At 62.1% G+C, this 23,122-nt stretch carries 18 protein-coding genes and 1 pseudogene; 2 read left to right on the plus strand and 17 right to left on the minus strand.

Annotated elements, in window-relative coordinates; all coding sequences use genetic code 11:
- Positions 1–266: 266 nt before the first annotated feature.
- The 3 genes from BMY68_RS27625 to BMY68_RS27635 form a co-directional block, all read right to left on the minus strand.
- On the minus strand, positions 267–1,220 hold the full coding sequence (locus BMY68_RS27625) for an adenosine deaminase (RefSeq protein ID WP_007923280.1): 954 nt from the start codon (positions 1,218–1,220) through the stop codon (positions 267–269).
- Positions 1,221–1,433: 213 nt separating this feature from the next.
- Positions 1,434–2,399: a 2-oxoglutarate and iron-dependent oxygenase domain-containing protein gene (locus tag BMY68_RS27630; protein ID WP_085533747.1), complete on the minus strand. Its 966-nt coding sequence runs from the start codon at positions 2,397–2,399 to the stop codon at positions 1,434–1,436.
- Between the two features lie 156 nt (positions 2,400–2,555).
- On the minus strand, positions 2,556–3,638 hold the full coding sequence (locus tag BMY68_RS27635) for a BMP family ABC transporter substrate-binding protein (RefSeq protein WP_085533749.1): 1,083 nt from the start codon (positions 3,636–3,638) through the stop codon (positions 2,556–2,558).
- 327 nt (positions 3,639–3,965) lie between these two features.
- On the opposite strand from BMY68_RS27635, the gene BMY68_RS27640 reads away from it, so the two are divergent.
- A complete protein-coding gene (locus tag BMY68_RS27640; protein ID WP_007930681.1) occupies positions 3,966–5,057 on the plus strand; it encodes a calcium:cation antiporter in 1,092 nt (363 codons plus the stop codon).
- Between the two features lie 103 nt (positions 5,058–5,160).
- Here the strand turns inward: BMY68_RS27640 and BMY68_RS27645 are convergent, their stop codons facing one another.
- The 3 genes and pseudogenes from BMY68_RS27645 to BMY68_RS27655 all read right to left on the minus strand — a co-directional run.
- Entirely contained in the window at positions 5,161–6,519 is a 1,359-nt protein-coding gene (locus BMY68_RS27645; RefSeq protein WP_085533751.1) for an 8-oxoguanine deaminase, read from the minus strand.
- Positions 6,520–6,766: 247 nt separating this feature from the next.
- Positions 6,767–7,450 (minus strand): SDR family oxidoreductase, encoded by a 684-nt coding sequence (locus BMY68_RS27650; RefSeq protein WP_085533753.1) that lies wholly within the window; start codon positions 7,448–7,450, stop codon positions 6,767–6,769.
- A 25-nt stretch (positions 7,451–7,475) separates the two neighbouring features.
- Positions 7,476–7,649, minus strand: a pseudogene (locus tag BMY68_RS27655) (MerR family transcriptional regulator); the annotation flags it as partial.
- 124 nt (positions 7,650–7,773) lie between these two features.
- Between BMY68_RS27655 and BMY68_RS27660 the strand changes: the two are divergent.
- Positions 7,774–8,196, plus strand: coding sequence for a hypothetical protein (locus tag BMY68_RS27660; RefSeq protein ID WP_085533755.1), 423 nt, complete (start codon positions 7,774–7,776; stop codon positions 8,194–8,196).
- A gap of 141 nt (positions 8,197–8,337) precedes the next feature.
- Here BMY68_RS27660 and acpA read toward each other — a convergent pair whose 3' ends face one another.
- The 11 genes from acpA to BMY68_RS27715 all read right to left on the minus strand — a co-directional run bounded on the left by acpA (position 8,338) and on the right by BMY68_RS27715 (position 23,112).
- Entirely contained in the window at positions 8,338–10,008 is a 1,671-nt protein-coding gene (acpA, locus tag BMY68_RS27665; RefSeq protein WP_085533757.1) for an acid phosphatase, read from the minus strand.
- A gap of 219 nt (positions 10,009–10,227) precedes the next feature.
- On the minus strand, positions 10,228–12,708 hold the full coding sequence (locus BMY68_RS27670; protein WP_169834590.1) for a TonB-dependent siderophore receptor: 2,481 nt from the start codon (positions 12,706–12,708) through the stop codon (positions 10,228–10,230).
- 126 nt (positions 12,709–12,834) lie between these two features.
- Complete coding sequence (locus BMY68_RS27675; protein ID WP_009042029.1) at positions 12,835–13,728, minus strand: phosphorylase family protein; 894 nt, start codon at positions 13,726–13,728, stop codon at positions 12,835–12,837.
- A 285-nt stretch (positions 13,729–14,013) separates the two neighbouring features.
- On the minus strand, positions 14,014–15,075 hold the full coding sequence (locus BMY68_RS27680) for a purine nucleoside permease (protein ID WP_009042030.1): 1,062 nt from the start codon (positions 15,073–15,075) through the stop codon (positions 14,014–14,016).
- Between the two features lie 52 nt (positions 15,076–15,127).
- Positions 15,128–15,820, minus strand: a complete 693-nt coding sequence (locus BMY68_RS27685) for an energy transducer TonB (protein WP_085533759.1) — start codon at positions 15,818–15,820, stop codon at positions 15,128–15,130.
- Entirely contained in the window at positions 15,820–16,227 is a 408-nt protein-coding gene (locus BMY68_RS27690) for an ExbD/TolR family protein (RefSeq protein WP_009042032.1), read from the minus strand. The genes BMY68_RS27685 and BMY68_RS27690 overlap by 1 nt, the downstream gene beginning before the upstream one ends.
- Before the next feature lie 30 nt (positions 16,228–16,257).
- Entirely contained in the window at positions 16,258–16,872 is a 615-nt protein-coding gene (locus BMY68_RS27695; protein WP_009042033.1) for a MotA/TolQ/ExbB proton channel family protein, read from the minus strand.
- Between the two features lie 1,493 nt (positions 16,873–18,365).
- Positions 18,366–19,292: an ABC transporter permease gene (locus BMY68_RS27700; RefSeq protein ID WP_085533761.1), complete on the minus strand. Its 927-nt coding sequence runs from the start codon at positions 19,290–19,292 to the stop codon at positions 18,366–18,368.
- Positions 19,292–20,398: an ABC transporter permease gene (locus tag BMY68_RS27705; RefSeq protein ID WP_009042035.1), complete on the minus strand. Its 1,107-nt coding sequence runs from the start codon at positions 20,396–20,398 to the stop codon at positions 19,292–19,294. Before BMY68_RS27705 ends, BMY68_RS27700 begins: the two co-directional genes overlap by 1 nt.
- 15 nt (positions 20,399–20,413) lie before the next feature.
- Positions 20,414–21,979, minus strand: a complete 1,566-nt coding sequence (locus tag BMY68_RS27710; RefSeq protein ID WP_085533763.1) for an ABC transporter ATP-binding protein — start codon at positions 21,977–21,979, stop codon at positions 20,414–20,416.
- A 551-nt stretch (positions 21,980–22,530) separates the two neighbouring features.
- Complete coding sequence (locus BMY68_RS27715; RefSeq protein ID WP_062823753.1) at positions 22,531–23,112, minus strand: IMPACT family protein; 582 nt, start codon at positions 23,110–23,112, stop codon at positions 22,531–22,533.
- Between the last annotated feature and the right edge of the window lie 10 nt (positions 23,113–23,122).

Consider the following 23,122-nt stretch of genomic DNA (forward strand, 5'->3'; position numbering starts at 1 on the left):
GTCGGAGTGCCGCCCAGATCGATCGCAGCCTTCGGCAGCGGCTACATAGTGCGGTCGCGGCGTGGTCGGGTGGTTCGGGATGGAGACGCGGGGCAAGAGGCTGGAGGAGTTGAGCGAAGCCGGCGCCTGACTCGTAGCCGCTGCCGCAGGCTGCGATAAGGTTCGAAGAACCTTTCGAGGCCCTCAAGAGCGGCGCCCGCTTCGCGGTCGATCGCAGCCTGCGGCAGCGGCTACAGGGGATCGCGGGCAGGTTGCCCGCGATGGGGTTACGGCTTGACCAACCGCGCATCCAGGCTGTTCTGCGCCAGGCGTTTGGCCTGGTCCTGGGTCATGCCCAGGTGGGTGTACAGGGCGTGGAAGTTCTCGGTGACGTAGCCGCCGAAGTAGGCCGGGTCATCGGAGTTCACCGTGACCTTCACCCCACGCTCGAGCATCTCGAGGATGTTGTGCTGCGACATGTGATCGAACACGCAGAGCTTGGTGTTCGACAGCGGGCAGACGGTCAGCGGGATCTGCTCGTCGATGATGCGCTGCATCAGTCGCTCGTCCTCGAAGGCGCGCACGCCGTGGTCGATGCGCTGGATCTTCAGCAGGTCGAGGGCTTCCCAGATGTACTCGGGCGGGCCTTCTTCACCGGCGTGGGCGACCGTGAGGAAACCTTCGCTGCGGGCCCGATCGAACACCCGCTGGAACTTGCTCGGCGGGTGCCCCATTTCCGAACTGTCCAGGCCGACCGCGACAAAGGCTTCGCGGAACGGCAGCGCCTGGTCGAGGGTTTTCTGCGCTTCGTCTTCGCTCAGGTGCCGCAGGAAGCTGAGGATCAGGCCGCTGGTGATGCCCAGTTGCTGCTCGCCATCCTTGAGCGCACTGGCGATGCCGTTGAGCACCACTTCGAAAGGAATGCCGCGATCGGTGTGGGTCTGCGGATCGAAGAAGGGTTCGGTGTGGATGACGTTCTGCTCTTTGCAGCGCAGCAGGTAGGCCCAGGTCAGGTCATAGAAATCCTGGGAGGTGCGCAGTACGTCCGCGCCCTGGTAGTACAGGTCGAGGAACTCTTGCAGGTTGTTGAAGGCATAAGCCTTGCGCAGGGTTTCCACATCGCTCCAGGGCAGGGCGATCTTGTTGCGTTCGGCCAGGGCGAACAGCAGCTCGGGCTCCAGGGATCCTTCGAGGTGCAGGTGCAGTTCGGCCTTGGGCAAGGCGTTCAGCCAGTCGTACATGGGTGTGATCTCATCAGGTGCAGTCGAGCGCTGCGTGAACGTATTGCGCTCCATCATCCTGCGGCGAAAAGCCTACCGCAAGGTTCGATGACAGGCGCCGGCCCCGGGTTTCCCCAGGGCTGCGCGGGCGCGTCAGGTTCCAATCGCGCCCATAAGGGCAGGCATTCTACAGGCGCACGCGGACTATTCGGCAAAACCTGACCAGCCGGGCGATCAGGACGCTTGCGGTTCCCGGCGATAGGCATAGGTATCGGCAAACCGCGACAAGAGGAATTCGGCGCAGGTGGTGACCGGGTACTTCGGCGGATGCCCGGCATCCTGGCAGCCTGGCAGGCATTCGATGCAGGTATCCGGATGGGGTTCGGCGAAGAACGGCATCGAGTAGCGGTCCACCCCCAGCGGGCTGATCACCCGGTGCGGCGTCGACCGGTAACGGTCGTTGCTCCAGCGCGCCATCATGTCGCCGAGGTTGACCACGAAGGTGCCCTCGATGGGCGGGGCGTCGATCCACTGGCCCTGGACATTGCGCACCTGCAGGCCGCCGGCGCTGTCCTGGTAGAGCAGGGTGATGCAGCCGTAGTCGGTGTGGGCGCCGGCGCCTTGCTGTTCGTCGCTGCTGGCGGTATGCCGCGGCGGGTAATGGATCAGGCGCAAGACGCTGACCGGCTCCTTGAAGCGGCGGTCGAAAAAATCGCGCTCGATGCCCAGGGCCAGGGTCATGGCCCGCAGCAGGGTCTGGGCCAGGGCCTGCATGTCCAGGTAGTGCTGCTCCATCAGGGGTTCCCAGCCGGTGATATCCGGGTGCCGGTTGCTGCCGCGCAACGGTTTTTCCGCGAGCACCTCGGGATGGTCGGCCGGCAGGTGCAGGCCCATGTCGAAGGTTTCCTTGAGGTCGCTTGGCTTGCCCGGGTCCAGCTGCTCGGTGGCGATCGCGCCGTAGCCGCGATGGTGGCGGGTCTGGGTGATATCGATCTTGAGTTTCTCGGCGGCCGGCAGGGCGAAGAAATGCCGGGCGGCGTCGAGCAACTGGCCGATGCGCCCGGAGGTGATCGGGTGGCCCTTGATATAGAAGAACCCCCACTCGCGGCAGGCACGGTCGATCTGCTGGGCGACGCTGTTCCAGCCTTGGGCGTCGCCGCCGTAGAGCGGGCTGATGTCGATGATTGGCAGCTGGTTCATATAAATGCTCTCAAGGTACCCATTGCCCTGTAGCCGCTGCCGCAGGCTGCGATCGATCTGGGCGGCACTCCGACGAAGGGGGCGTGCTCTGGAGATCGAGCAAAGGTCCTTCGGACCTTAGCGCAGCCTGCGGCAGCGGCTACAGGATTCGATGAGTCATTTCGGAATGTCGGCCTTCATGCCTTCCACGTAATAGTTCATCGACGCGAGCTCTGCATTGCTGGCGCTGACCCCGGCGGCGAGTTTTTCCACGCCGGCCTGATCCTTGATCGGTCCGGTGAACGGATGGAAGGCGCCGCTCTTGATGTCGGCGATGATCTGCTCGGCCTCACGCTTGACGTTGGCCGGCACCAGGTCGCTGATCGGCAGTTCGACCGTGCCTTCCTTCAGGCCGCCCCAGTAGTCCTGGGATTTCCAGCTGTGGTCGAGCACGCCCTGGGTGGCCTGGATGTAGTGCGGGCCCCAGTTGTTGACGATGGAGGTCAGCACCGCTTTCGGGCCGAAGTGGGCCATGTCCGAGGCGTAGCCCACGGCGTACACGCCACGGCGCTCGGCGGCCTGGATCGGCGCCGGGCTGTCGGTGTGCTGGAAGATCACGTCGGCGCCCTGGTCGATCAGGGCATTGGCGGCGTCGGCTTCCTTGCCCGGGTCGAACCAGGAGTTGACCCACACCACCTTGATCTCGGTGCCCGGGTTGTATTTGTTCAGGGCCAGCTGGATGGCGTTGATGTCGCGGATCACTTCCGGAATCGGGAAGGAGGCGATGTAGCCGACCTTCTTGCTCTTGGTCATCTTCGCCGCGAGGAAACCGCCGACGTAGCGACCTTCATAGGTGCGGGCCAGGTAGGTGCCGAGGTTCTTGTCCTGCTTGTAGCCGGTGGCGTGTTCGAAGGTGGTTTTGGGAAACTGCTTGGCGACTTTCAGGGTCGGGTTCATGTAGCCGAAGGAGGTGGTGAAAATCAGGTCGTACTTATCCTTGGCCATGTTACGGATCACCCGCTCGGCGTCGGCGCCTTCGGCGACGTTCTCCACGTAGTTGGTCTTGATCTGCTCACCGAACTTCTCCACCAGCGCCTTGCGCCCCTGTTCATGCTGATAGGTCCAGCCGTGGTCGCCGATCGGGCCGATATAGACGAAGCCGACCTTCAACGGATCGGCGGCGCTGGCGCCCAGCGAGACGCTCAGGCCGATGGCCGCGGTGAGGGCGCACAGCAGTTTTTGCAACGGACGTTTATGCATGAATCCGGACTCCATTTTGTTGTGGGGCGTGGCTGGGCTCTAAGGCTTGAATGGCTCAATGCAAATAGCTGACCAACAGGACAACAAAATCTCCGGGACCAGGGTGAAGCCTTCGCGGGCAAGCCTCGCGCCTGCAGAGGCTGCATGATCCTGTAGGCGCGAGGCTTGCCCGCGAAGAGGCCCGCCGGATCACCAAAGGCTCATCCTGGTGCACCCTCGCCCATCAACGCCATTGACTGGTGCACTAAGGTGTAACGAAACGTTAGTGACTTCAGGCAGTCTTTAGCTCATCTCTTTCTGCTCGATTTATCCGGTCAAAGGACTGCAATGTTCACTTCACTCAAGCAAGAAAGTTTTCTGTTGCTGGCGCTGCTCGCGGCGCTGGTTGCCTATCCGCTGGAGCATGCGCTGCTCAACAGCGGCCAGGGCGTGGCGCTGATCTCCGGGTTGGTGCTGATCGGTTTTATCGTCGCGGCCTCGATGCGCGTCGCCCATCACGCCGAACTGCTGGCGGAGAAGGTCGGCGACCCCTACGGCACCATGATCCTGACCCTGGCCGCGGTCCTGGTGGAGGTGGTGATCCTGGCGATCATGATGAGCAACGAGGCCTCGCCGACCCTGGTGCGCGACACCATCTATTCGGCGGTGATGCTCGACATCAACGGCATCCTCGGCCTGGCCGCGCTGATGGGTGGGATCAAGCATGGCGAGCAGGCCTACAACGACGACTCGGCGCGCTCCTACAGCGTGATGATCCTCACCGCCATGGGCGTGTCGATGGTGGTGCCGGAGTTCATTCCCGAGTCGAAATGGAAGCTCTACTCGGCCTTCACCATTGGCGCCATGGTGCTGTTGTACACCCTGTTCCTGCGCATGCAGGTCGGCGCCCACAGCTACTTCTTCAGCTACAGCTACCCGGAAAAACGCCGCAAGAAAGAACCGACAGAGGATCAGCCGGCGCCTGTCAGCCTGGCGTTTTCCATCGCCACCCTGGTGTTCGGCGTGGTGCTGATCGGCGCCTTGGCGGAGGTGATGTCCAAGACCCTCGACCTGGGGCTGGAAGGCACGGGCGCGCCGCCGGTGATCACGGCGATCCTGGTGGCGGCGATTTCCGCGGCGCCGGAAATCCTCACGGCCCTGCGCGCGGCGTTAGCCAATCGCATGCAGTCGGTGGTCAACATTGCGTTGGGCGCGTCGTTGTCGACGGTGATCCTGACGGTGCCGGTGATGGAGGCGATGGCGCTCTACACCGGCCAGCCGTTCCAGATGGCGATGACCCCGGTGCAGACGGTGATGATCTTCATCACCCTGATTGTCAGCGCGATCAACCTCAACGACGGTGAGACCAATGCCATCGAAGGCATGACTCACTTCGTGCTGTTCGCGACCTTCATCATGTTGTCGCTGTTGGGTCTTTGAAGAGCATCGCGAGCAAGCTCGCTCCTACATCTGGCGTGATTCATTCTGGAAATGATCGGAACCGGTTCCCTGTAGGAGTGAGCTTGCTCGCGATAACGCCGGATCAGGCGCCGCCGATCAACTTCCGCGCCGCCTGGCTGTGATCGGCAATCAAGCCCCGCACATCCAAACCCTCGACCTGCCCGTCGATCACCCGCCACTGGCCGCCGACCATCACCCGGTCCGCCCGGTCCGCGCCGCACAGCAGCAACGCCGACAACGGATCATGGCTGCCGGAGAAGCGCAGCTCATCGAGCTTGAACAGCGCCAGGTCGGCCTGCTTGCCCACGGCCAGCTCGCCGATATCGCTGCGCCCCAGCAGCCGTGCCGAACCCTGGGTCGCCCAGCCCAGCACCAACGCCGGGGTGATCTTTTCGGCGCCGTAGCGCAGGCGCTGCAGGTACAGGGCCTGACGGGTTTCGAGAATCATGTTCGAGGCGTCGTTCGAGGCCGAGCCATCCACGCCCAGGCCGACGGGTGCGCCGGCGTCGGTCAGTTCCAGGGTCGGGCAGATGCCCGAGGCCAGGCGCATGTTGGAGCTCGGGCAATGGCAGATACCGGTCCCGGCCGCGCCGAGGCGGGCGACTTCATCGGGGTTGAAATGGATGCCGTGGGCCAGCCAGGTCCGTGGGCCGAGCCAGCCGACGCTGTCCAGGTAGTCCACGGTGCGCAGGCCGAAACGTTGTAGGCAGAAGTCTTCCTCGTCGAGGGTTTCCGCCAGGTGGGTGTGCAGGCGCACGTCGAGTTTTGCCGCCAGCTCGGCGCTGGCGGCCATGATCTCTGGGGTTACCGAGAACGGCGAGCAGGGCGCCAGGGCGATCTGGATCTGCGCGCCGGCGCCGCGTTCGTGGTACTCGGCGATCAGGCGCTGGCTGTCGGCGAGAATCACCTCGCCCTGTTGCACGGTCTGTTGCGGCGGCAGGCCGCCATCCGCTTCGCCGAGGCTCATGGAGCCGCGGGTGAGCATGGCGCGCATGCCCAGATCGCGCACGCTGGCCACCTGCACGTCGATGGCATTTTCCAGGCCTTCGGGGAACAGGTAGTGGTGGTCGGCGGCGGTGGTGCAGCCGGACAACAGCAGTTCGGCCAGCGCCACTTTACTGGCCAGGGCGAGTTGCTCCGGGGTCAGCCGGGCCCAGACCGGGTACAGGGTTTTCAGCCAGGGGAACAGCGGCTGGTTGACCACCGGCGCCCAGGCGCGGGTCAGGGTCTGGTAGAAGTGGTGATGGGTGTTGATCAGCCCCGGCAGCAGCACATGCTCGCGGGCATCGAAGACCTGTGCGCAGGGCTGGGCGGGTGGCTGGCCGGCGCCGAGCACTTCGACGATCAGGCCGTCTTGCAGCACCAGGCCGCCACGGGCGTCGAGGGCATTGCCAGTGAAAATGGCGAGGGGATTCTTTAACCAGGTACGGGTCGCAGGCATGGTGGCCGGCTCCTCTGAAAGTGGGTTCAGGTTAGCCAGCTCAGTGTTGCCCTGTCTGCTGATCCAGGGGCGTCAGGATCGACGCGGGGTGCAGTTTACGGCGAGACCGCGTTGCGGTCTATCGCCGGCCAGCTCGCCCTCCGTAGGCGCAAGGCTAGCCCGCGATGACGTCCTGTAGCCGCTGCCGAAGGCTGCGTTCGACCACGCAGTGGGCGCTGCGATGTTGGCAGCGGCTACAGGTGCAGGCTTACCAGGGAATGGTTTCGCCCTTGTAGTTGACGAAATGGTGCCCGCCCTTGCCGGTATAGGCATTGATCTGCTCGATCAGGCCGCGGGTGCTGGTCTCGACGTCGATGTCCGCGCCTTCGCCGCCCATGTCGGTCTTCACCCAGCCCGGGTGCAGCGACAGCACGGTGAGCTTCTGTTCGAGCTGGGTGACGAAACTGTTGGTCATGGAGTTCAGCGCCGCCTTGCTCGCCTTGTACAGCGCCAGCTCCGGCGCGTCGGGCATGGTCACGCTGCCCAGCACCGAACTCATGAACGCCAGCACGCCGCTGTCCGGACGGATCTGCGGGGCGAAACGCTGGGCCAGGTTGATCGGCGCCACCGTGTTGGTGAAGAACAGCTGGCCGACTTCCGCCAGGGTCGCCTTGCCCGGCGTCTGGTCGTCCGGCCCCTTGACCCCGGCGTTGACGAACAGCAGGTCGAACACTTCGCCTTTGAGCTTCTGGTTCAGGGCGATCACCGCCTGCTGGTCGTCCATGTCCAGTTGCTCGATACGGACCGGTCCCAGGGCCTTGAGCGCCTCGGCTTTTTGCGGGTTGCGCACGGTGGCGGTGACCTGCCAGCCATCGTCCAGCAGACGTTGCACCAGGCCCAGGCCCAGGCCTCTGGAGGCGCCGATGATCAGTGCGGTTTTTGGCGTAGACATGCGGGGATTCCTTGATGAGTGAAGATCATGGATTTAATGGACAACGCTGGCCGAGCCGTTGTCGCAGCTCCTGGCGCAACTCGCCCAGTTCGCTGATGCGGGTCTCGATCAGGAGCAGTTTGTCTTGCAGCAGTTGAGTCACGGCGCTGTCCGGATCGCTGGCATGCCAGATCGCGGCAACGCTGTTGCCGATCTCGCCGCGGCTGACGGCGCAGGCCGGGCAAGTTCACCGAGGCGCATGCTGGCGTCTCGGAAGGGCTTGACCCTGGAGCATACTCCAGGCTTTAGCTTGTGTGCTCCTTGAATATCCGGAGCGATCCTTTATGTGGAGCACAGCGCAATACCGTCAATTGGTGCGGGCCGGCGGTTGGTACGACCTGATCGTCACCGCCGCCTTTGTCACCCCCTGGAGCTTTCTCGCCCTGCACGGCCTGATGCAGCAGTGGAGCCGGGCCCTCGACCTGCCCGGCGCACTGCCGCCGTTCGAGCCCATGCACATGCTGATGGTCAACCTGATGGGCTCGATCGTCTGCGTGTGGTCGGTGCTGCGCATCCGCGATCCGCAGTTGGCCTTCGGACGCTACGACGCCGCCGGCCGGCTGCTGTTCGCCACCTGGCAGATCTACGCCCTGGCCCAGGGCGGCACGGCCTTGATCGGCGTGATCCTGTTATTCGAGCTGGCCTGGGCGGTGGCGCAGTTGTGGCCGGTCCGTGGTGAACCGCGTGCGATTCCTGGCGCGGCCTGAAGCATCGTCGCACGGCTGGCTCCTACAGGGGCAGGAGCCGGCAGCTCGACGATGGCGTCGCAGCGAATGCAGGGGATGAGCAAGGCCGCCCAGAATCCGATCCACTGGACGTCTGCCGCAGTCAGTCCTTTCCGGCGCTGGCTAATCGAACTGCAGCGCATTGGTCAGGTCGCCCATGGGTGGCTGGTCCCGGGCGGCCATGGCCTCGTCACGCAGTTTCAGGCCATCGAGCTTTTCCAGGTCGAAGACCCGGGTCACCAGGCGCAGGATCGATGCCGTGTCATACACCGTGTGATCCACCGTTCCCTTGCGGGCGAAGGGCGACACCACCAGGGCCGGAATGCGGCTGCCCGGGCCCCAGCGATCACCCTTGGGCGGGGCCACGTGGTCCCACCAGCCGCCGTTCTCGTCGACCGTGACAATCAGCACCATGTTGTTCCACTGCGGACTGTCCTGCAGGGTCTTGATCGCGTGGACCAGATGGCGGTCGCCCGCGGCGACATCTGCGTACCCGGCATGCATGTTGAGGTTGCCCTGGGGCTTGTAGAAACTCACGCTCGGCAGCTTGCCGGCCAGGGCGTCGGCGAAGAACCGGTTCGTCGACGGGTCGTCGCCCAGGCCGCCGTCGCGCAGGCGCCTGGCGCGTTCGCCGGGATGCTCCGGGCCTTGCTGGCGGAAGTAGTTGAAGGGTTGGTGGTGGTACTGGAAGTTGGGGATTTTCGGGATCGCGCTCGAGCCGCTGAACTCATCCAGGGTGGCCTGCCAGCCACCGGCGTACCAGGCCCAGTCGATGTTCCTTTGCGACAGCTTGTCGCCGATGTGCTCGTGGTGTTGCGCAACCAGCACGAAGGGCAGGTCCGGTTTGGAATAGTCCGGCCGTTGTGGGTCGCGTTGCCAGGTCGGCCAGTAGGGCGGGGCGAAGGTGTTGACCGCGTAACCGTCCGGGGTGAGCGCGCAGGGGCCGAACTGGGCGGGGCCGTCCATGGCGCTGGCGGGCGAGTCGGCCAGGGGTTTGAGCCGCGGGTCGCTGGGGTCGTCGCTGTGCAGGCTGGCGATCTGCGCCTTGGCCACCGAGTTGCGGGCGTTCGGATAGTGCGGCACCGCCGCCGAGATCAGGTATTGATGGTTCAGGTATGAACCGCCAAAGGCGCCCTGGAAGAAGTTGTCGCAGAGCACGAACTGCCGCGCGATATCCCACAGGCGAAGGGTATAGCGGCTTTGCCTGTAGTGCCCCATGGTCAGGCCGCCGGAATCGGACCAGGCGGCGAACCGGTCATTCATGCCACCGTTGATCTGCATCTGGTTCTGGAAGAACTCGTGGGACAAATCGCGGGTCACCAGGCTCAGCGGCAGGTCCTCGGCATTCGGGCCTTTGAGGGCGAACGGCGCGTTCGGCAGGTCCTGCTGAAATGGCACGCCAGCCGGGTAGGTCACGCCATCCACGGTCTGCGGTCCCAGATGCAGGGTGCCGCCCCAGACCGGGGGCAGGATTCGCAGCAGGCTGCCGTCGCGGTCGCGCTGCTGGTAAGCGGCGGGCTCGAGGCTGGAAAGAGGCTGTTCGAGGCCGGGGAAATCGGCGAACAGGCTGTTGAAGCTACGGTTCTCGGCATAGATCACCACCACCGTCTTGACGTGGTTGCGCAGTGCGCTGTCCAGCTCGGCAGCGGACAGGGGGCGCTTGACCGGTGCCTGGGGCGCATCGCTGTTGGGCGTGCAGCCGCTGAGCGCGGCGCCGGCACCCAGTACCGCGGCACCGGCGAGAAAGTGGCGACGGCAGGGATCGATCGGGGTTTCAGGGTCGTTGTGGTTCATTACAGGTCTTCCACGAAGTTGCAGGGCATCCGTTCATGGCGCGTTGGAACTCATGCCGCCAGGCGGCTGGCGCATTTGTCATGAATGCCGCGCCAGCTATCGAGCGGACGCGAGGAGGGAGCGCGGCGCTGAGGTCGGCCATGGTCGAGTCGCCGAATGCTTGAAATCCATCTGCTATGAGGAGGCCCCGGGCGGGGCCTCCCTGGTTAGCCAGCGAGATCAGAACTTGTAAACGAAGCTGGCGGTGTAGGTACGCGGAGCGGAAGGGAACACCAGGGTCGAGTCGAACAGGTTGGCGGAAGTGAAGTACTTCTCGTTGAACAGGTTGTTGACGGTAAACAGCGCTTCCCAGGACTTTTCGGAGTAGCCCACCGAGCCGTTCCACACGGTGTAGTCAGGCAGCTTGATCTGCTTCTGGTTGTCCGCCCATTGCTCGTCTACCCAGGTGAAGCCCAGGCTGGCGTTCACACGGCCACCCCAAGGGGTCGGCTGGGTGTAATTGCCATACAGGCTGGTTACCCATTCCGGTACGCCGCCACGATCGTATTCGCCGCCCAGCACCTGGCCGGTCGGGTCGAAGAAGCGGAAGCCGTAGAGTTGCGACGGATCCAGGCCATAGGCTTGGGCGACAGCGGCGGTATTGAGCACGGTGAAAGGCTGCCCTTTCTCGCGCACCTTCTGTTTGGTCGCCGAGGCGGTCATGGAGAAGTTCTGGTTGAGCATCCAGCGCAACTCACCTTCGTACCCCTTGCCGTTGACCAGCACGGTGCTGCCGTTTTGCGAGTCGCGGTAGGTCTTCTCCTGGTCGTAGTAGGCCAGCGCGGCGTAGACGTTGCCGTTCTCGCTGTTGTACTTGATGCCGTACTCGCGCAGTTTCGAGTCCTGCAGGTAGTTGCCGCTGGAGACGTCCGACGCCGTTACGCCACCCGCCTGGTTGGCCGACAGCGCGGTCGACTCGGCGTAGGTGAAGTAAGGGATGAACCCCCACGGTGTCTTGTACGAGAGGCTGGCACTGAACGAGTCAGTGGTGTTGTGGTTGGTGGCTTTGTCCGGACGCCCGTCGCCATTGGCATCGCCGACCAGATCGCCATTGGTGGCCTGGGCCTTCTCTTTGGCCTTGGCGTCGTAGTAGTCGAAGCGATAGCCCAGCAGCAGGTTCCAGTTCTGCCAGTTCATGTCGGACAGCATGAACGCGCCGGTGTTTTTGGTGATGGATGCGCTCTGGGTATTGAAGTTGCGTCGGTACATGCCGGGGGCAATCTCGACGTTGCCGGTATGGCCGATGTCGAAGCTGTCGTCCGGTGTCGGCCCGACATTCAGGTCGCGGCGGTCGAGGATCTCATCGAGGTAGGACTCTCGGTCGATGGCGCTGTAGTAGCGATAGTTGACGCCGACGACGTTGGACGTGCTGACCTCTCCGATCTGCAGCGGGAAGCTCAGGCTGACCTTGTCTTCCCAGGTGTAGGCGTCGTAGTCGGCGGTGAAGCCATAGCTGGTGTATTTGTTGTGGTCCAGGGAGTCGTAGAAGAACTGGTTCTTGAGCTCCATGTCATTGTCCAGCGACCAGATAAGGTCGAAGTACGCCGTGGCGGCCTTGCTTTCGCCCTTGTCCTTCTTGTCGGTGAACACCTTGTTGCGGTCGAGCTTGGTGGTCCCGGGGTTGCTCAGTGCCGCGTTCGGGTCTTTCGGGTCGAAGAAGCAGTTGCTGTAGTTCAGGCAGAAAACGTCCAGCTTGGAGTTGCCGCTGCCTGGTGGAAAACCGACGCCCGGGCTGATGTTGTTGCGTACATCGTCAGGGAACAGCACATCGCCCCTTGAGCTCATCTTGGACGGCGCGCCGGTGATGTAGGTGTCGTGGTCGATCAGGTCCTGGGTGACCCGGTTCCATCCAGGGTTCTGGATGCGTTTGGCTTTCAGGTACTGGCCGCCGAACTCGGTCCGCAGGTTGTCGGTGAGGTCCATGTCGAAGGCGATCTGGCCGATGGTCGACTTGGGTTCGACGTTGTCGAAGTAGCTTTTCGAGTCCTCCTGCTCGAAGAAGCCATAGACGCCACCCTGGCGGCCACCCAGCTCAAAGGGCGAGCCGCCTTCGGCGGTGGTGATGTACTGGTCATAGGAGCCCACGGTCACACCGAATTGCCCGGTAGGTTTTTCGATGAACTTGGAGGTTCCCGACTTCGAGGATTTCGGGTTGAAGTTCATGTAGCCGCCGACCTTGCCGGCGCCGTAGATGGGCGAAACCGGGCCACGCACGATATCGACCGAACTGGCGGCGCGGATCGGCGTTGCATAGTTGCCAGGGTTCTCTACCCGCTTGAAACCCCGGAAGTAGTTATCCGCGGCATCGCCACGCAGGCTCAGCGCTCCCGGCACCCCGAAGAAGGAGCTGGTGTAGGCTCCCGGGGCGAGGCGAACCAGGTCGTTGATATCGCGCAAGCCGTAGTTTTCGATCAGGTCGGACGACACATCCGACACCGAGCGTGGGGTTTCGGCGATGGACTTGCCCAGGCCGAAAACGCTCTTCACCGGCTGGCTGGGCATGATGCCCATGGTGTCTTCGACACTCTCCTTGAGAATGTAGTCCTCAAGTTCGACTGTCTCTTTCTGATCCTCGGCCATGGCCTGTCCGCCGAGAATCTGTACAGCAGCCGCAACTGCCAGGGCCAGTTTTTGCGGGTGACGCCAGTTATATGTACCCATGGAACACTCCCCTACTACATTTGCTTTTATGTAAAAGTTGTTGAACGACAGGCGAGTGCGTACAGGCAGAAACACAAGGTGTTCCTGCCGTACTTGCACAGCCTTCTAGAGCAAGTTGAAGTTCGCTTACTTCTTCTCTGAGGTCATTTCCGGGTGAATACGCAAACTGTCGCCGACCCGCGGCTTATTGCCGATGGCGGCAATCTTCGGCAAGGACTCCAGAACGATTTCCAGGCAAACCGGATTAAGCCGTGGGTAAACTTCGCGGATGGTGTCCCATGTCCAGTTACCCAGGCCTTCGGCTGGATTGGAGATGGCGATCAGCGAGGCATAGTTGATCCCGGCCATGCGCGCATAGATCACTTCCGAACCCACGCTCATGGTCACCAGGTCGCCTCCCATCTTGGCCAGCATGCGCACTTCCGCGGCCGTTTCGAAACGCCCGCCGCGGGTTTGCATGATCACCCCGCTCTTGTGCAGGTTGATCCCGGCGACGGGAGCGTCTCCACGGTTCAGGCGCTTCTGCGTCTCATCGATCAGGATGTCGCGAAGAATGGGGTCCATGGCCGGCGTATAGCGCGGAACCGGATGGTCGCCCTTGCGGTAGATGGCATCGGGCAGCGCCAGTGGCCGGTCGATGTTGAAGTCGATGACGTCATCGGCCACTACCAGATCGTGGAGTTTCATTGCCGGATTGATACCGCCGGCTGTTGCTCCGCCAATCGCATCACGAACCCGTAGCTGGTAAAGGGCGGCCCAGGTTTCGACGATCTTTCCGTCGCCATGCATGTTGATGTAATAGAACGGAACGTTTTTATAGTTGCCACAATAAATAGTTGGCGAAGTTCCGGCTGGAGTTTCAAGGGTGAAGGACTCCTTGAGTTTTCCGGACTTCAACATGGCATCGTTGATGAAGGTACCGCCAATCACCGCAATATCGGCCTTGCACGGAACCGCGGGGGTAGCGGCCCAGGCCGTTACCGATAAGCATCCCAGTAATAAACCCATGAGGATTTTCATAAAACACCTCTTCACTTAGTTGTAAGTCCTGCCGTTTTCCAGGCAAGGCGTGGCCGTCATGCGGGTTAGTTGAATGTCAGCTAACGGGCATGGGTGTTAAGCATCAGCGCCGGCAACGCGCTGGCTGGTTATTGTCCGAACCGGTAAACAGCGGCTTCAGTCGCCAGGAAGTGTGTTCAAGCAACGAGTGCGGTTATCAAGTACATCCGCCTGTCAGTGCTCGATCGTGCTTCTCGGGTCATGGCCTGGATTGTTTTATGGCGTTCACCAGGCCGGGTCATGAGTTCAGTGTCCCGGCAGGGTCTGGGAATACAGCTCCCAGTTTCCCGTCAGCGCGTTGATCACCGTGCTGCCCACTCGATAGGCGGCTTCGAGCGAGGGCCGCATGCCGACGAAACCCGCCTGGTCATGAGCCATGCTTTGCGCGGCGCTCATGCCGGGCGGCTGCATGGTGTAGTTACTGGCGGTACGCAATACCAGCACGCGGTCCAGGTCCACCTTCGCTGCCTTGCTCAGGAAACTGAGGGACTGCAGGGTTCCGCTGTCCTCCATGGCGGAGGTCACGAATTGCCCTTTGCCGTCGGTCCAGTACTTGACCCAGTCACCGGCCCAGTCGTTGAGCCGCGCGCCGTGCCAGAACGTCGAGGAGGCGAGGTTATCGCCTTTCATGACCTTGGCCGGCAGGACGGCCTGGGGGAAACCCTTGAACTGTTGGCGAAACGCTGCCAGGTCCTGGTTTTCTACCAGCGGCACGTCTTTTGTCAGGTTGTAGGCCCAGTCCACCAGTCGACCATTGAGCTTGTAGACTTCGCCGATGCTGTCCGACCGTGGCTGGGCATAAGGCGTTGCGCGAAAGAACGGGGTGTAGCCGGTTTTCCAGTCCTTGGGGATTTCTCGCGCATCGATCTCGTGCGCCAGGTCACCGTCCACCACATAGTTGGCCCAGGCCGCCGAGCCGATGGAGCCTTTGTGCGGATTGATGCCGGCAATGCCTGCAACCAGCCAGTACGCCTTGCTCAAGTCAAAGCGCGGATCCATGCCCAGGGCCATTACCGACGCCGCCGCACGGGCAGTGCCCATGCCGGTCACCGTTGCCAGGACGCCGGTTTCAGGGTTCAGGCATACGTCATGAAAACCCTGGGCGAGTGGCATGCACTGATTCAGACCGGCGCGCTCACGCCAGAACTGAAACTCGCCAGGGTTGTCTCCCTGATCCTGGCCGACCTCGAACATGCTCAGGACCACAGCCTTGATCTGAATCGGCTGCTCGGCGGCCTGGGTTGCTCCGCCTGCGCCCAGGCAGCACAGCGCGGCAGCGAGTGCGCCACTGGTTTTACGTGTCGTCATCATCTTGATTCCTTGGCAGAGGGCATGCGCTCCGCGCGCACCCTCCACGGTCTTATTTCAGGTCGAACCTGACCGTCTGTTTAGCGCGCTGCTCAACGGCCGCGCCATTGACCATTCGCGGCTGGAACTTCCAGCGTTTCACCGAGTTGATCGCGGCCTCGTCGAACAGCTTGCGTGGTTTCGACTCGAGTACCTTGGCGCTGGCAACCGTGCCGTCCGGGCGGATCGCAAGTTCCAGCACCACATAGCCCTCGATCTTGGCCTGCCGGGCATCACGCGGATAAACCGGTGCCTGCTGATCCAGGGCGACCGCGTCGGTGCTGCTCGACGGTGCGGGCGGTGGCGGCGGCGGTGGCGGAGTAACCGGTGGTGGCGGTGTCGGCACAGGGGGCGGCGGCACGGGCTGCTGCGGTTTGGGCTCCGGTTTGGGTTTCGGTTTCTCCGGCGTGACCTTCTTCGCAGGCGCAGGCTTTTTCACCGGCGCAGGTGGCGGTGGAGGGGGAGGCGGAGGTGGCGGTGCAGGCGGTGGTGGAGGAGGCACTTGCACCATGGTCACCTTGGTCACCTTCGGCGGCTCCTCAACTACCGGCTGCCTGGCCTCGATCAGGCTCAGCAACGTGATACCCAATGCAACCGCCAGCACAGCCAGGCCGATAGCCGCCGGCATCGACAGGTGATGGTCGACATGATGGTCGTCGGAGGCCCACAAGGCCCCTCGCCGTACGTTGGGGGTCAGGTCGTTCATCAGTTTTGCGTCGCCAGGCCAATAGCACTGATACCGGCAGCGCGTACCAGATCCATTGTGTGCACGATGCTTTCATATTGGGTGCCACGATCGCCGGCGATCACCACATCCAGTTTTCCGCTGTTCTGCATCTCGGTGAGCCGGCTCGTCAGCTGTTCGTCGCTGATGGGCTGGCCATCGACAAACAAGCCACCGTCGTTGGAGACGCCGATATTGAGCGTGACCGACTCGATCGCTTCTTGCGAAGAGGACTGCGGCAACTCCAGGGTGATACCGGTGCCCTGGATCATCTCGATCATGATGAGTACGAAGAACACCAACAGAAACATCATCACGTCGATCATCGGAATGATTTCGATGCGGGCTTTCTCTTCATGTCCGAGATAGTTTGATCTCTTGCTAGCCATGACTATTTCTCCGAGTGGCGTAGGTATTAATCAACCCTTGGCCAAGCGCCCAACCAGCATGGACTTGATCAGTTCCATCTGATTGACGACCAGGCGGATACGCTTGTTGAAGTGATTGAGAAAAATCACGCAGACGATGGCGATGCATAAACCGACAGCGGTAGCGACCAGCGCATGGGCAATAGGCCCGGTTACCGAACTGACTTTCTGCGATGTATTGGCCGCCAATACACTGAACACCTGGATCATATGAATGATGGTGCCGAGCAGTCCAAGCAGCGGGCCTAAAGTTACACAGGTATCCAGTACCCAGAGATTGCGGTCCAGTCGCGGAATCTGAATCATGATGGTTTCATCGATATCCCGCTCCAGTGCCTCTTCGGACTTTCCGTGAGACTCCACTGCGGCCAATACCAACTTGCCTTGGGCACTTTTACTGTAGTGATCTGCAACTTTCTTGACATCGGCCAGGTTGTCCTGGTTTACCCGCTTCAAATCCAGATCAAGACTTTGTCCCAGTTTGATGCTGGTACTGAAGAAGAAGTAGCGTTCGATGATCACGGCGATCCCGATGATGAATACCACCACCATCAGTGGAATGAGCCCCCAAGAGTCTTTGGAGTACTGAATGACATCTTCTAACATGTGAAATCCTTCATTAACGTTGAAATACATACTCGGTAGCAGGTACTGGACCGGCGTTGCGAGGCCTTGGCACAGGTGCTCGGCACGCCTCTGTGGAGGGTCAGGTGGAGCGAGCGAGTGAGTCTTTGCAAAAACCTGACCAACAGTTCAACTTAAACCTTTCAGCATGTTAAAAATCTTCGAAAACAGCTCTAAATAGGCAGTCTTGGTCGATAAAGAGTGGCTTCTTCCTGACGAGTGGTTTTGGCCGGGGAAAATGGCTTGAGATCGATTTTCAATACGCCGCCGCAGAGCCTTTGTATCCGCCCCAACATGAAACGCCTCGCACCGTTTTGTGTCCGTTACTCGGCGTCAGGATTCGGATACAAAGGGTGGCCGGTCGCTGGAAGTGCTTGAAAACAGGCTCTATATCTCGAACTGAAGCTATCCTCGTCAGCCTGGATGACGGGGTATTCGGCAGGCTGCAAGGTCGTACCGGTATGAAGGGCCCAACCTGTCTGAAACGGGATTCGCGTTTTTCGATAGGTCGTGCAGGGGCAAATCCGGAAAGACTTGATCGGGCCGTGGCCGGAGATTCAATAAGCTGTGGCAGGGACCTTTCGCTTGTCCGGCTGTCCTGAGCAAAGGTCAATCTTGTTGATTGCATGCATACCCCTGGCTTTTGTTCTGATAAATAAAAAACCGGCGATGAATGACTTCGCCGGAAAAGACATCCTTGTCTGTGGAGGAGAACTCTTCACTTCTTTGGGCAAGAAGTGAAATCGAATAAAAAAGTCGACAACAGTTACCCGTGCCGACATAAAGCAAAACCTGCTACTTCATCAGTAGCCTGTATTGCTAGGAGTCCGGCCACTTGGGAGATAAGCCGGAAATCGGTGGAGCCGATACTGGAATAAATGGGTAGGGCTCAGATCTTTCTATACGGTCAATTGAGATAGACGCGCCGGTCTTTCTTCGGTCCCTCGCGCGAGAGTAATAGGCCGGTGTCATGCACTTCTTCAACGGTGGAAAATCAAATAGCCCTGCCTGTGAATATCGTGCGCGGTTACTTCAGTTGAACGCCAAGCCTGCCTGTTCAAAGTGTTTGTCAGTTGTTGAAAGTGAAAGTGGAACTCACGTCCAAAAAAGTTAACCATTAGGTCAGCTTAATCGTTTAAGCAGAAAGCGGGCCAATTTCCCGGGATGTGCCGGATAGAGGGTTTGCGGGCGAAAAGTAAATGACCTTGGCTGCGGATCCAGGGATAAGCGGTCGCTATTCGGCAATCGGCTGGCTATTTTCATTTATGGTTGCGCACCCAAGCGGCGCCTGGTGCGCGGGTATGGGGCGCCATTCATCCGTCCTTGTCAGGCGGAAGTCATGCACGTTGGTTGATAGGGACTGCTAGCCCTTTCTGATGGCAGTTGCCTGGGCTAGGCCGGGGGCTGAGGGGAGGTGTTGCGAGGTGGGGGCATGGGCTGTCAGGCAGCCCATGCCAATAGTGAAAAGTCTTCGGTCAGTGACCCGCCTGCCACGGCTGCCCCAGCGACACCGGCGCATACAGGCGGGTGCGCAGCGCATCCCGGGACAGCAGCACCAGCACCAGGATGGTCGCGGCATACGGCAGCATCGCCAGCATGTTCGAAGGGATCGCCAGGCCCAGGCCTTGCGCCACCAGGTGCAGGATGCTGGCGAGGCCGAACAGGTAGGCGCCGAGCAGCAGGCGCCACACCCGCCAGCTGGCGAACACCACCAGCGCCAGGGCGATCCAGCCGCGCCCGGCGCTCATGTTTTCCGCCCACATCGGTGTGTAGGCCAGGGACAGGTAAGCCCCGGCCAGGCCCGCCATGGCGCCGCCGAACAGTACCGCCAGGGTGCGTACTCGCAGCACCGGCAGGCCCATGGCGCTGGCCGCGTCGGGGTTTTCGCCGACCGCCTGGATGATCAGGCCGACCCGGCTTTTCAGGATCACCCAGGCCACCAGGGCGAACAGGGCGAAGGACAGGTAGACCAGCAGGTCCTGGGCAAACAGCATGCGCCCGATCAAGGGGATTTCGCTCAGCAGCGGAATCGCCATCGGCTCGAATCCGGCCAGCGGTTTACCGACCCAGCTGGCGCCGACGAAACTCGACAGCCCGACACCGAAAATGGTCAGGGCCAGGCCGGTGGCCACCTGATTGGCGTTGAACACCAGTGCCACCAGGGCGAACAGCGATGACAGCAGCATCCCGGCGAGCATCGCCAGCAGTACGCCGAGCCACAGGTTGCCGCTGTTCAGGGCGACGATAAAACCGATCACCGCGCCAAACAGCATCATGCCTTCCTGGCCGAGGTTGAGGACGCCGCTCTTCTCGCAGATCAGTTCGCCCAGGGCCACCAGCAGCAGCGGCGTACCGCAGCGGATCATGGCGTAGAAAATATTGCTCAACAGATCGATATCCATCACAGCGCTCCTGCCTGTACGGAAGGGTTGGCGGCGCGACGTGCCCAGCGCAGGTTCAGGCGCGGCCGATAGAGAATCAGCACGTCACTGGCCAGCAGGAAGAACAGCATCATGCCCTGGAACAACTGGGTAATGGCTTGCGGCAGGTTGAGGCTCATCTGCGCGTTCTCGCCGCCGATGTACAGCAGCGCCATCAGCAGGCTGGAGAACAGAATGCCGATCGGGTGCAGGCGGCCGAGAAAGGCCACGGTGATCGCTGCATAGCCATAGCCGGGCGATACCTGGGGCACCAGCTGGCCGATGGGGCCGGTGACTTCGCACACCCCGGCCAGGCCGGCCAGCCCACCGCTGATCAGCAGCGCCAGCCAGATCAGGCGCTTCTCGCGAAAACCGACGAAGCCGGCGGCGCGCTTGTCCAGCCCCAGCACCTTGATCTGGAAACCGACGAAGCTTTTTTGCAGCAGCACCCACACCGCCACCAGGGCCAGCAGGGCAAAATACACCCCGGCATGCACCCGGCCGTCTTCCAGAAGCAGCGGCAGGCGGCTGGCATCGCCGAACATCGCCGACTCGGGGAAGTTGAACCCGGCCGGGTCTTTCAGCGGCCCGTGCACGCAATACAGCAGCAGGTTCAGGGCGATGTAGTTGAGCATGATGCTGGTGAGGATTTCATTGGCGTTGAAGTGCGTGCGCAACCAGGCGGTGAGGCCGGCCCAGGCGGCGCCGGCCAGGGTGCCGGTGAGCAGGATCAGCACCAGCGCCCAGCGGCTTTGCAGGTCGATGATATTTACCGCCAGGGCGCTGCCGGCCAGGGCGCCGAGCAGCAGTTGGCCTTCGGCGCCGATGTTCCAGATCCGTGCCTGATACGCCACGGCCAGGCCGAGGGCACAGAGCAGGATCGGCAGGGCCTTGACCAGCAGTTCGGAGACGCCATACAGGTCGCTGATCGGGGCGATCAGCAAGGTGTGCAGGGTTTCCAGCGGGTCGTGGCCCAGGGCGACGAACAGCAATGAGCCACAGCCCAGGGTCAGGGCCGCGGCCAACAGCGGCGAGCACCAGAGCATCAGGCGCGATTGCTGGCCGCGGGGTTCGAGAGAAAGCAGCATAAATAAACAGCTCCGTTACGCTGGCTGAGCGGATAAGTGGACGGGGGTATCGAACTGGCCGGCCATCCAGCCGCCGACTTCGACCAGGCTGGTGTCCGTGGTGGCCTTGAGGGCCGACAGGCGACCGCTGCACAGGGCTGCCAGGCGATCGCTGATCTGGAACAGTTCATCGAGGTCTTCGGAGATCACCAGGATCGCCGCCCCCGCATCGCGCAGGGCCACCAGGGCCCGGTGGATAGTCGCGGCGGCGCCGACGTCGACGCCCCAGGTCGGGTGCGCGGCGATCAGCAGCCTGGGGCGCTGGAGGATTTCCCGGCCGAGGATGAATTTCTGTAGATTGCCGCCGGACAGGCTGCGGGCGGCGGTCTGGCTGTCCGGCGTTTTCACCGCGAAGCGGCGAATGATGTCTTCGGCCAGGGCCAGTACCTTGCCGCGCTGGATCAGGCCTTTGCTCACCAGCCCTTGCTGGAAGGCGGTCAGCAGGGCGTTGTCCGCCAGGCTCAGTTCCGGCACGGCGCCGTGGCCCAGGCGCTCGGCCGGGACGAACGCCAGGCCCAGCCCGCGACGGGCGTCGGGGCGCAGGTGGGCGATGGCTTGCCCGGCGAAGCGCAGGGTGGCGCCTTGGGCGCGGCCAAGGCGCTGTTCGCCGCTGAGCAGGGCCAACAGTTCGTCCTGGCCATTGCCGGCGACCCCGGCGATGCCGACGATTTCACCGCTGCGCACGTCCAGGTCGATGTCCTGGAGCGAGCAGCCGAACGGGTCCGGATTGGGCCAGGAGAGTTTCTGTACCTGCAGGAAGGCCTCGCCGCCCTTGGCCTTCGGGTAATCGGTGATCAGGCCTGCGGCTTCGCCGACCATCAGCCGCGCCAGTTCCTGGTCCGAGCACTCGGCGGGTATGCAGTGCCCGGCAACCCGTCCACCGCGCAGCACCGTGGCGCTGTGGCACAGGGCGCGGACTTCGCCGAGCTTGTGGCTGATGAACAGAATGCTGCAGCCCTCGCTGGCCAGGCGGCGCAGGGTGACGAACAGTTCGTCGGCCTCCTGGGGCGTCAGCACTGAGGTCGGCTCGTCGAGGATCAGCAGGCGGATGTCCTGCATCAGGCAGCGAATGATCTCCACCCGCTGGCGTTCGCCGATGGACAGGCTGTGCACCAGGCGTTCCGGCTCCAGGGCCATGCCGTAGCGCTGCGAGACCTGGCGGATCTTCGGTTCCAGCTGCTTCGGCGTGCCGGCCGCGGCACCCATGGCCAGGGCGATGTTCTGCGCCACGGTCAGGGTCTCGAACAGCGAGAAATGCTGGAACACCATGCCGATCCCCAGGCTGCGCGCCTGGGCCGGATTGCGCATGAGCTGATGCTGCCCCTGCCAGATCACCTCGCCCGAGTCGGCCTGGGTCACCCCGTAGATGATTTTCATCAGGGTGCTTTTGCCGGCGCCGTTTTCACCGAGCAGGGCGTGGATTTCCCCCGGCTGGATACTCAGGTCGATCCCATCGTTGGCCAGGCAACCGGGGTAGCGTTTGGTGATTCCGCGCAGTTGCAGGCGGGGTATTGCAGCGGGGATGGGTACAGGGTTTGGCATGACGGACTCGGGTTGCTGAACGTTATGCCGGTGGACAAAGCAATTTCCTGGCCAGTGAGTCAGGAAATTGCCGGAGCCCCGATGAACTGCGGCCTCGTGCCCCCTTTGCTCGTTACCTGCACTGCTGCTCGGCACCAGTTCAGGGCAAGGTGCTTGAAAAGGCGGCGGTTTTGCCCGAAGGGTCTGGTCGAAAAATGATCAGGTGCCTGCAAGCCTTGCGCTCTATGCGGCTGGCGCAGCCTTGCACGGGTTATCCACAGCTTGTTCCACAGTATTTGTGTGCAAGCCCGAAGGCCGGGCATAAGCACTGTGTGGCTTTCTTCTAAAAGCGATAAACCACGCTAACTTACTGTTTTATCTTGAAAAATATGTTTTTGGTGAGTGATTGGCTGAAAAATGAGCAATCGCTGCAAAGCCACGTGACAGAAGGGTTACAGGCAAGTGTGCTCAGGTTATCCACAGTCGGGTGCACAGCAGGTGTGGGCAAGTCGGCTATCCACCGGGCCGTTGTGCACAGGATGATTTCGAGGCGTTGGTGCGTATTGGTGCGCTCAGCGCTGCAAGAGGATGCGCCCGCGACTCAGGTCGGCCAGCTGGCTTTGCAAGGTGGCGATCTGGCTTTCGCCCAGGGCCAGTTGCAGTTCTACGCCGTTGGCCGTGAAGTGTTCCTCGACCAGCAGCCCGCCGAGTTCGGCGACCCGCAGCTTGACCAGTGCCAGTTCGCTGAAGCTGCAGGCACAACTCAGGGCTACACGGCTGACCAACTCGATGCGTTCGGCGCCTTGCAGGCACTTGTTGGCGCTGCCGCCATAGGCGCGGGCCAGGCCGCCGGTGCCCAGCTGAATGCCGCCGTACCAGCGAATCACCAGCACCGCGACCTGGTCGCAGTCCTGGGCTTCGATGGCCGCGAGGATCGGGCGGCCGGCGGTGCCGCCGGGCTCGCCGTCGTCGCTGCTGCGGTATTGCTCGGTGAGTTTCCAGGCCCAGCAGTTGTGGGAGGCATTGGGATCGCTGTGCCGTTCGATAAAGGCTTGGGCCTCGGCCGCGCTGCTGATTGGCGCGGCAAGGGCGATAAAGCGGCTTTTGCGAATCTCTTCGCGGTATTCGCAAAGGCCGGCGAGGGTAAAGGGCATGCGTTGGGTT

The sequence above is a fragment of the Pseudomonas sp. NFACC41-3 genome, from assembly GCF_900109505.1.
In the GTDB taxonomy this organism is placed as follows: domain Bacteria; phylum Pseudomonadota; class Gammaproteobacteria; order Pseudomonadales; family Pseudomonadaceae; genus Aquipseudomonas; species Aquipseudomonas chlororaphis.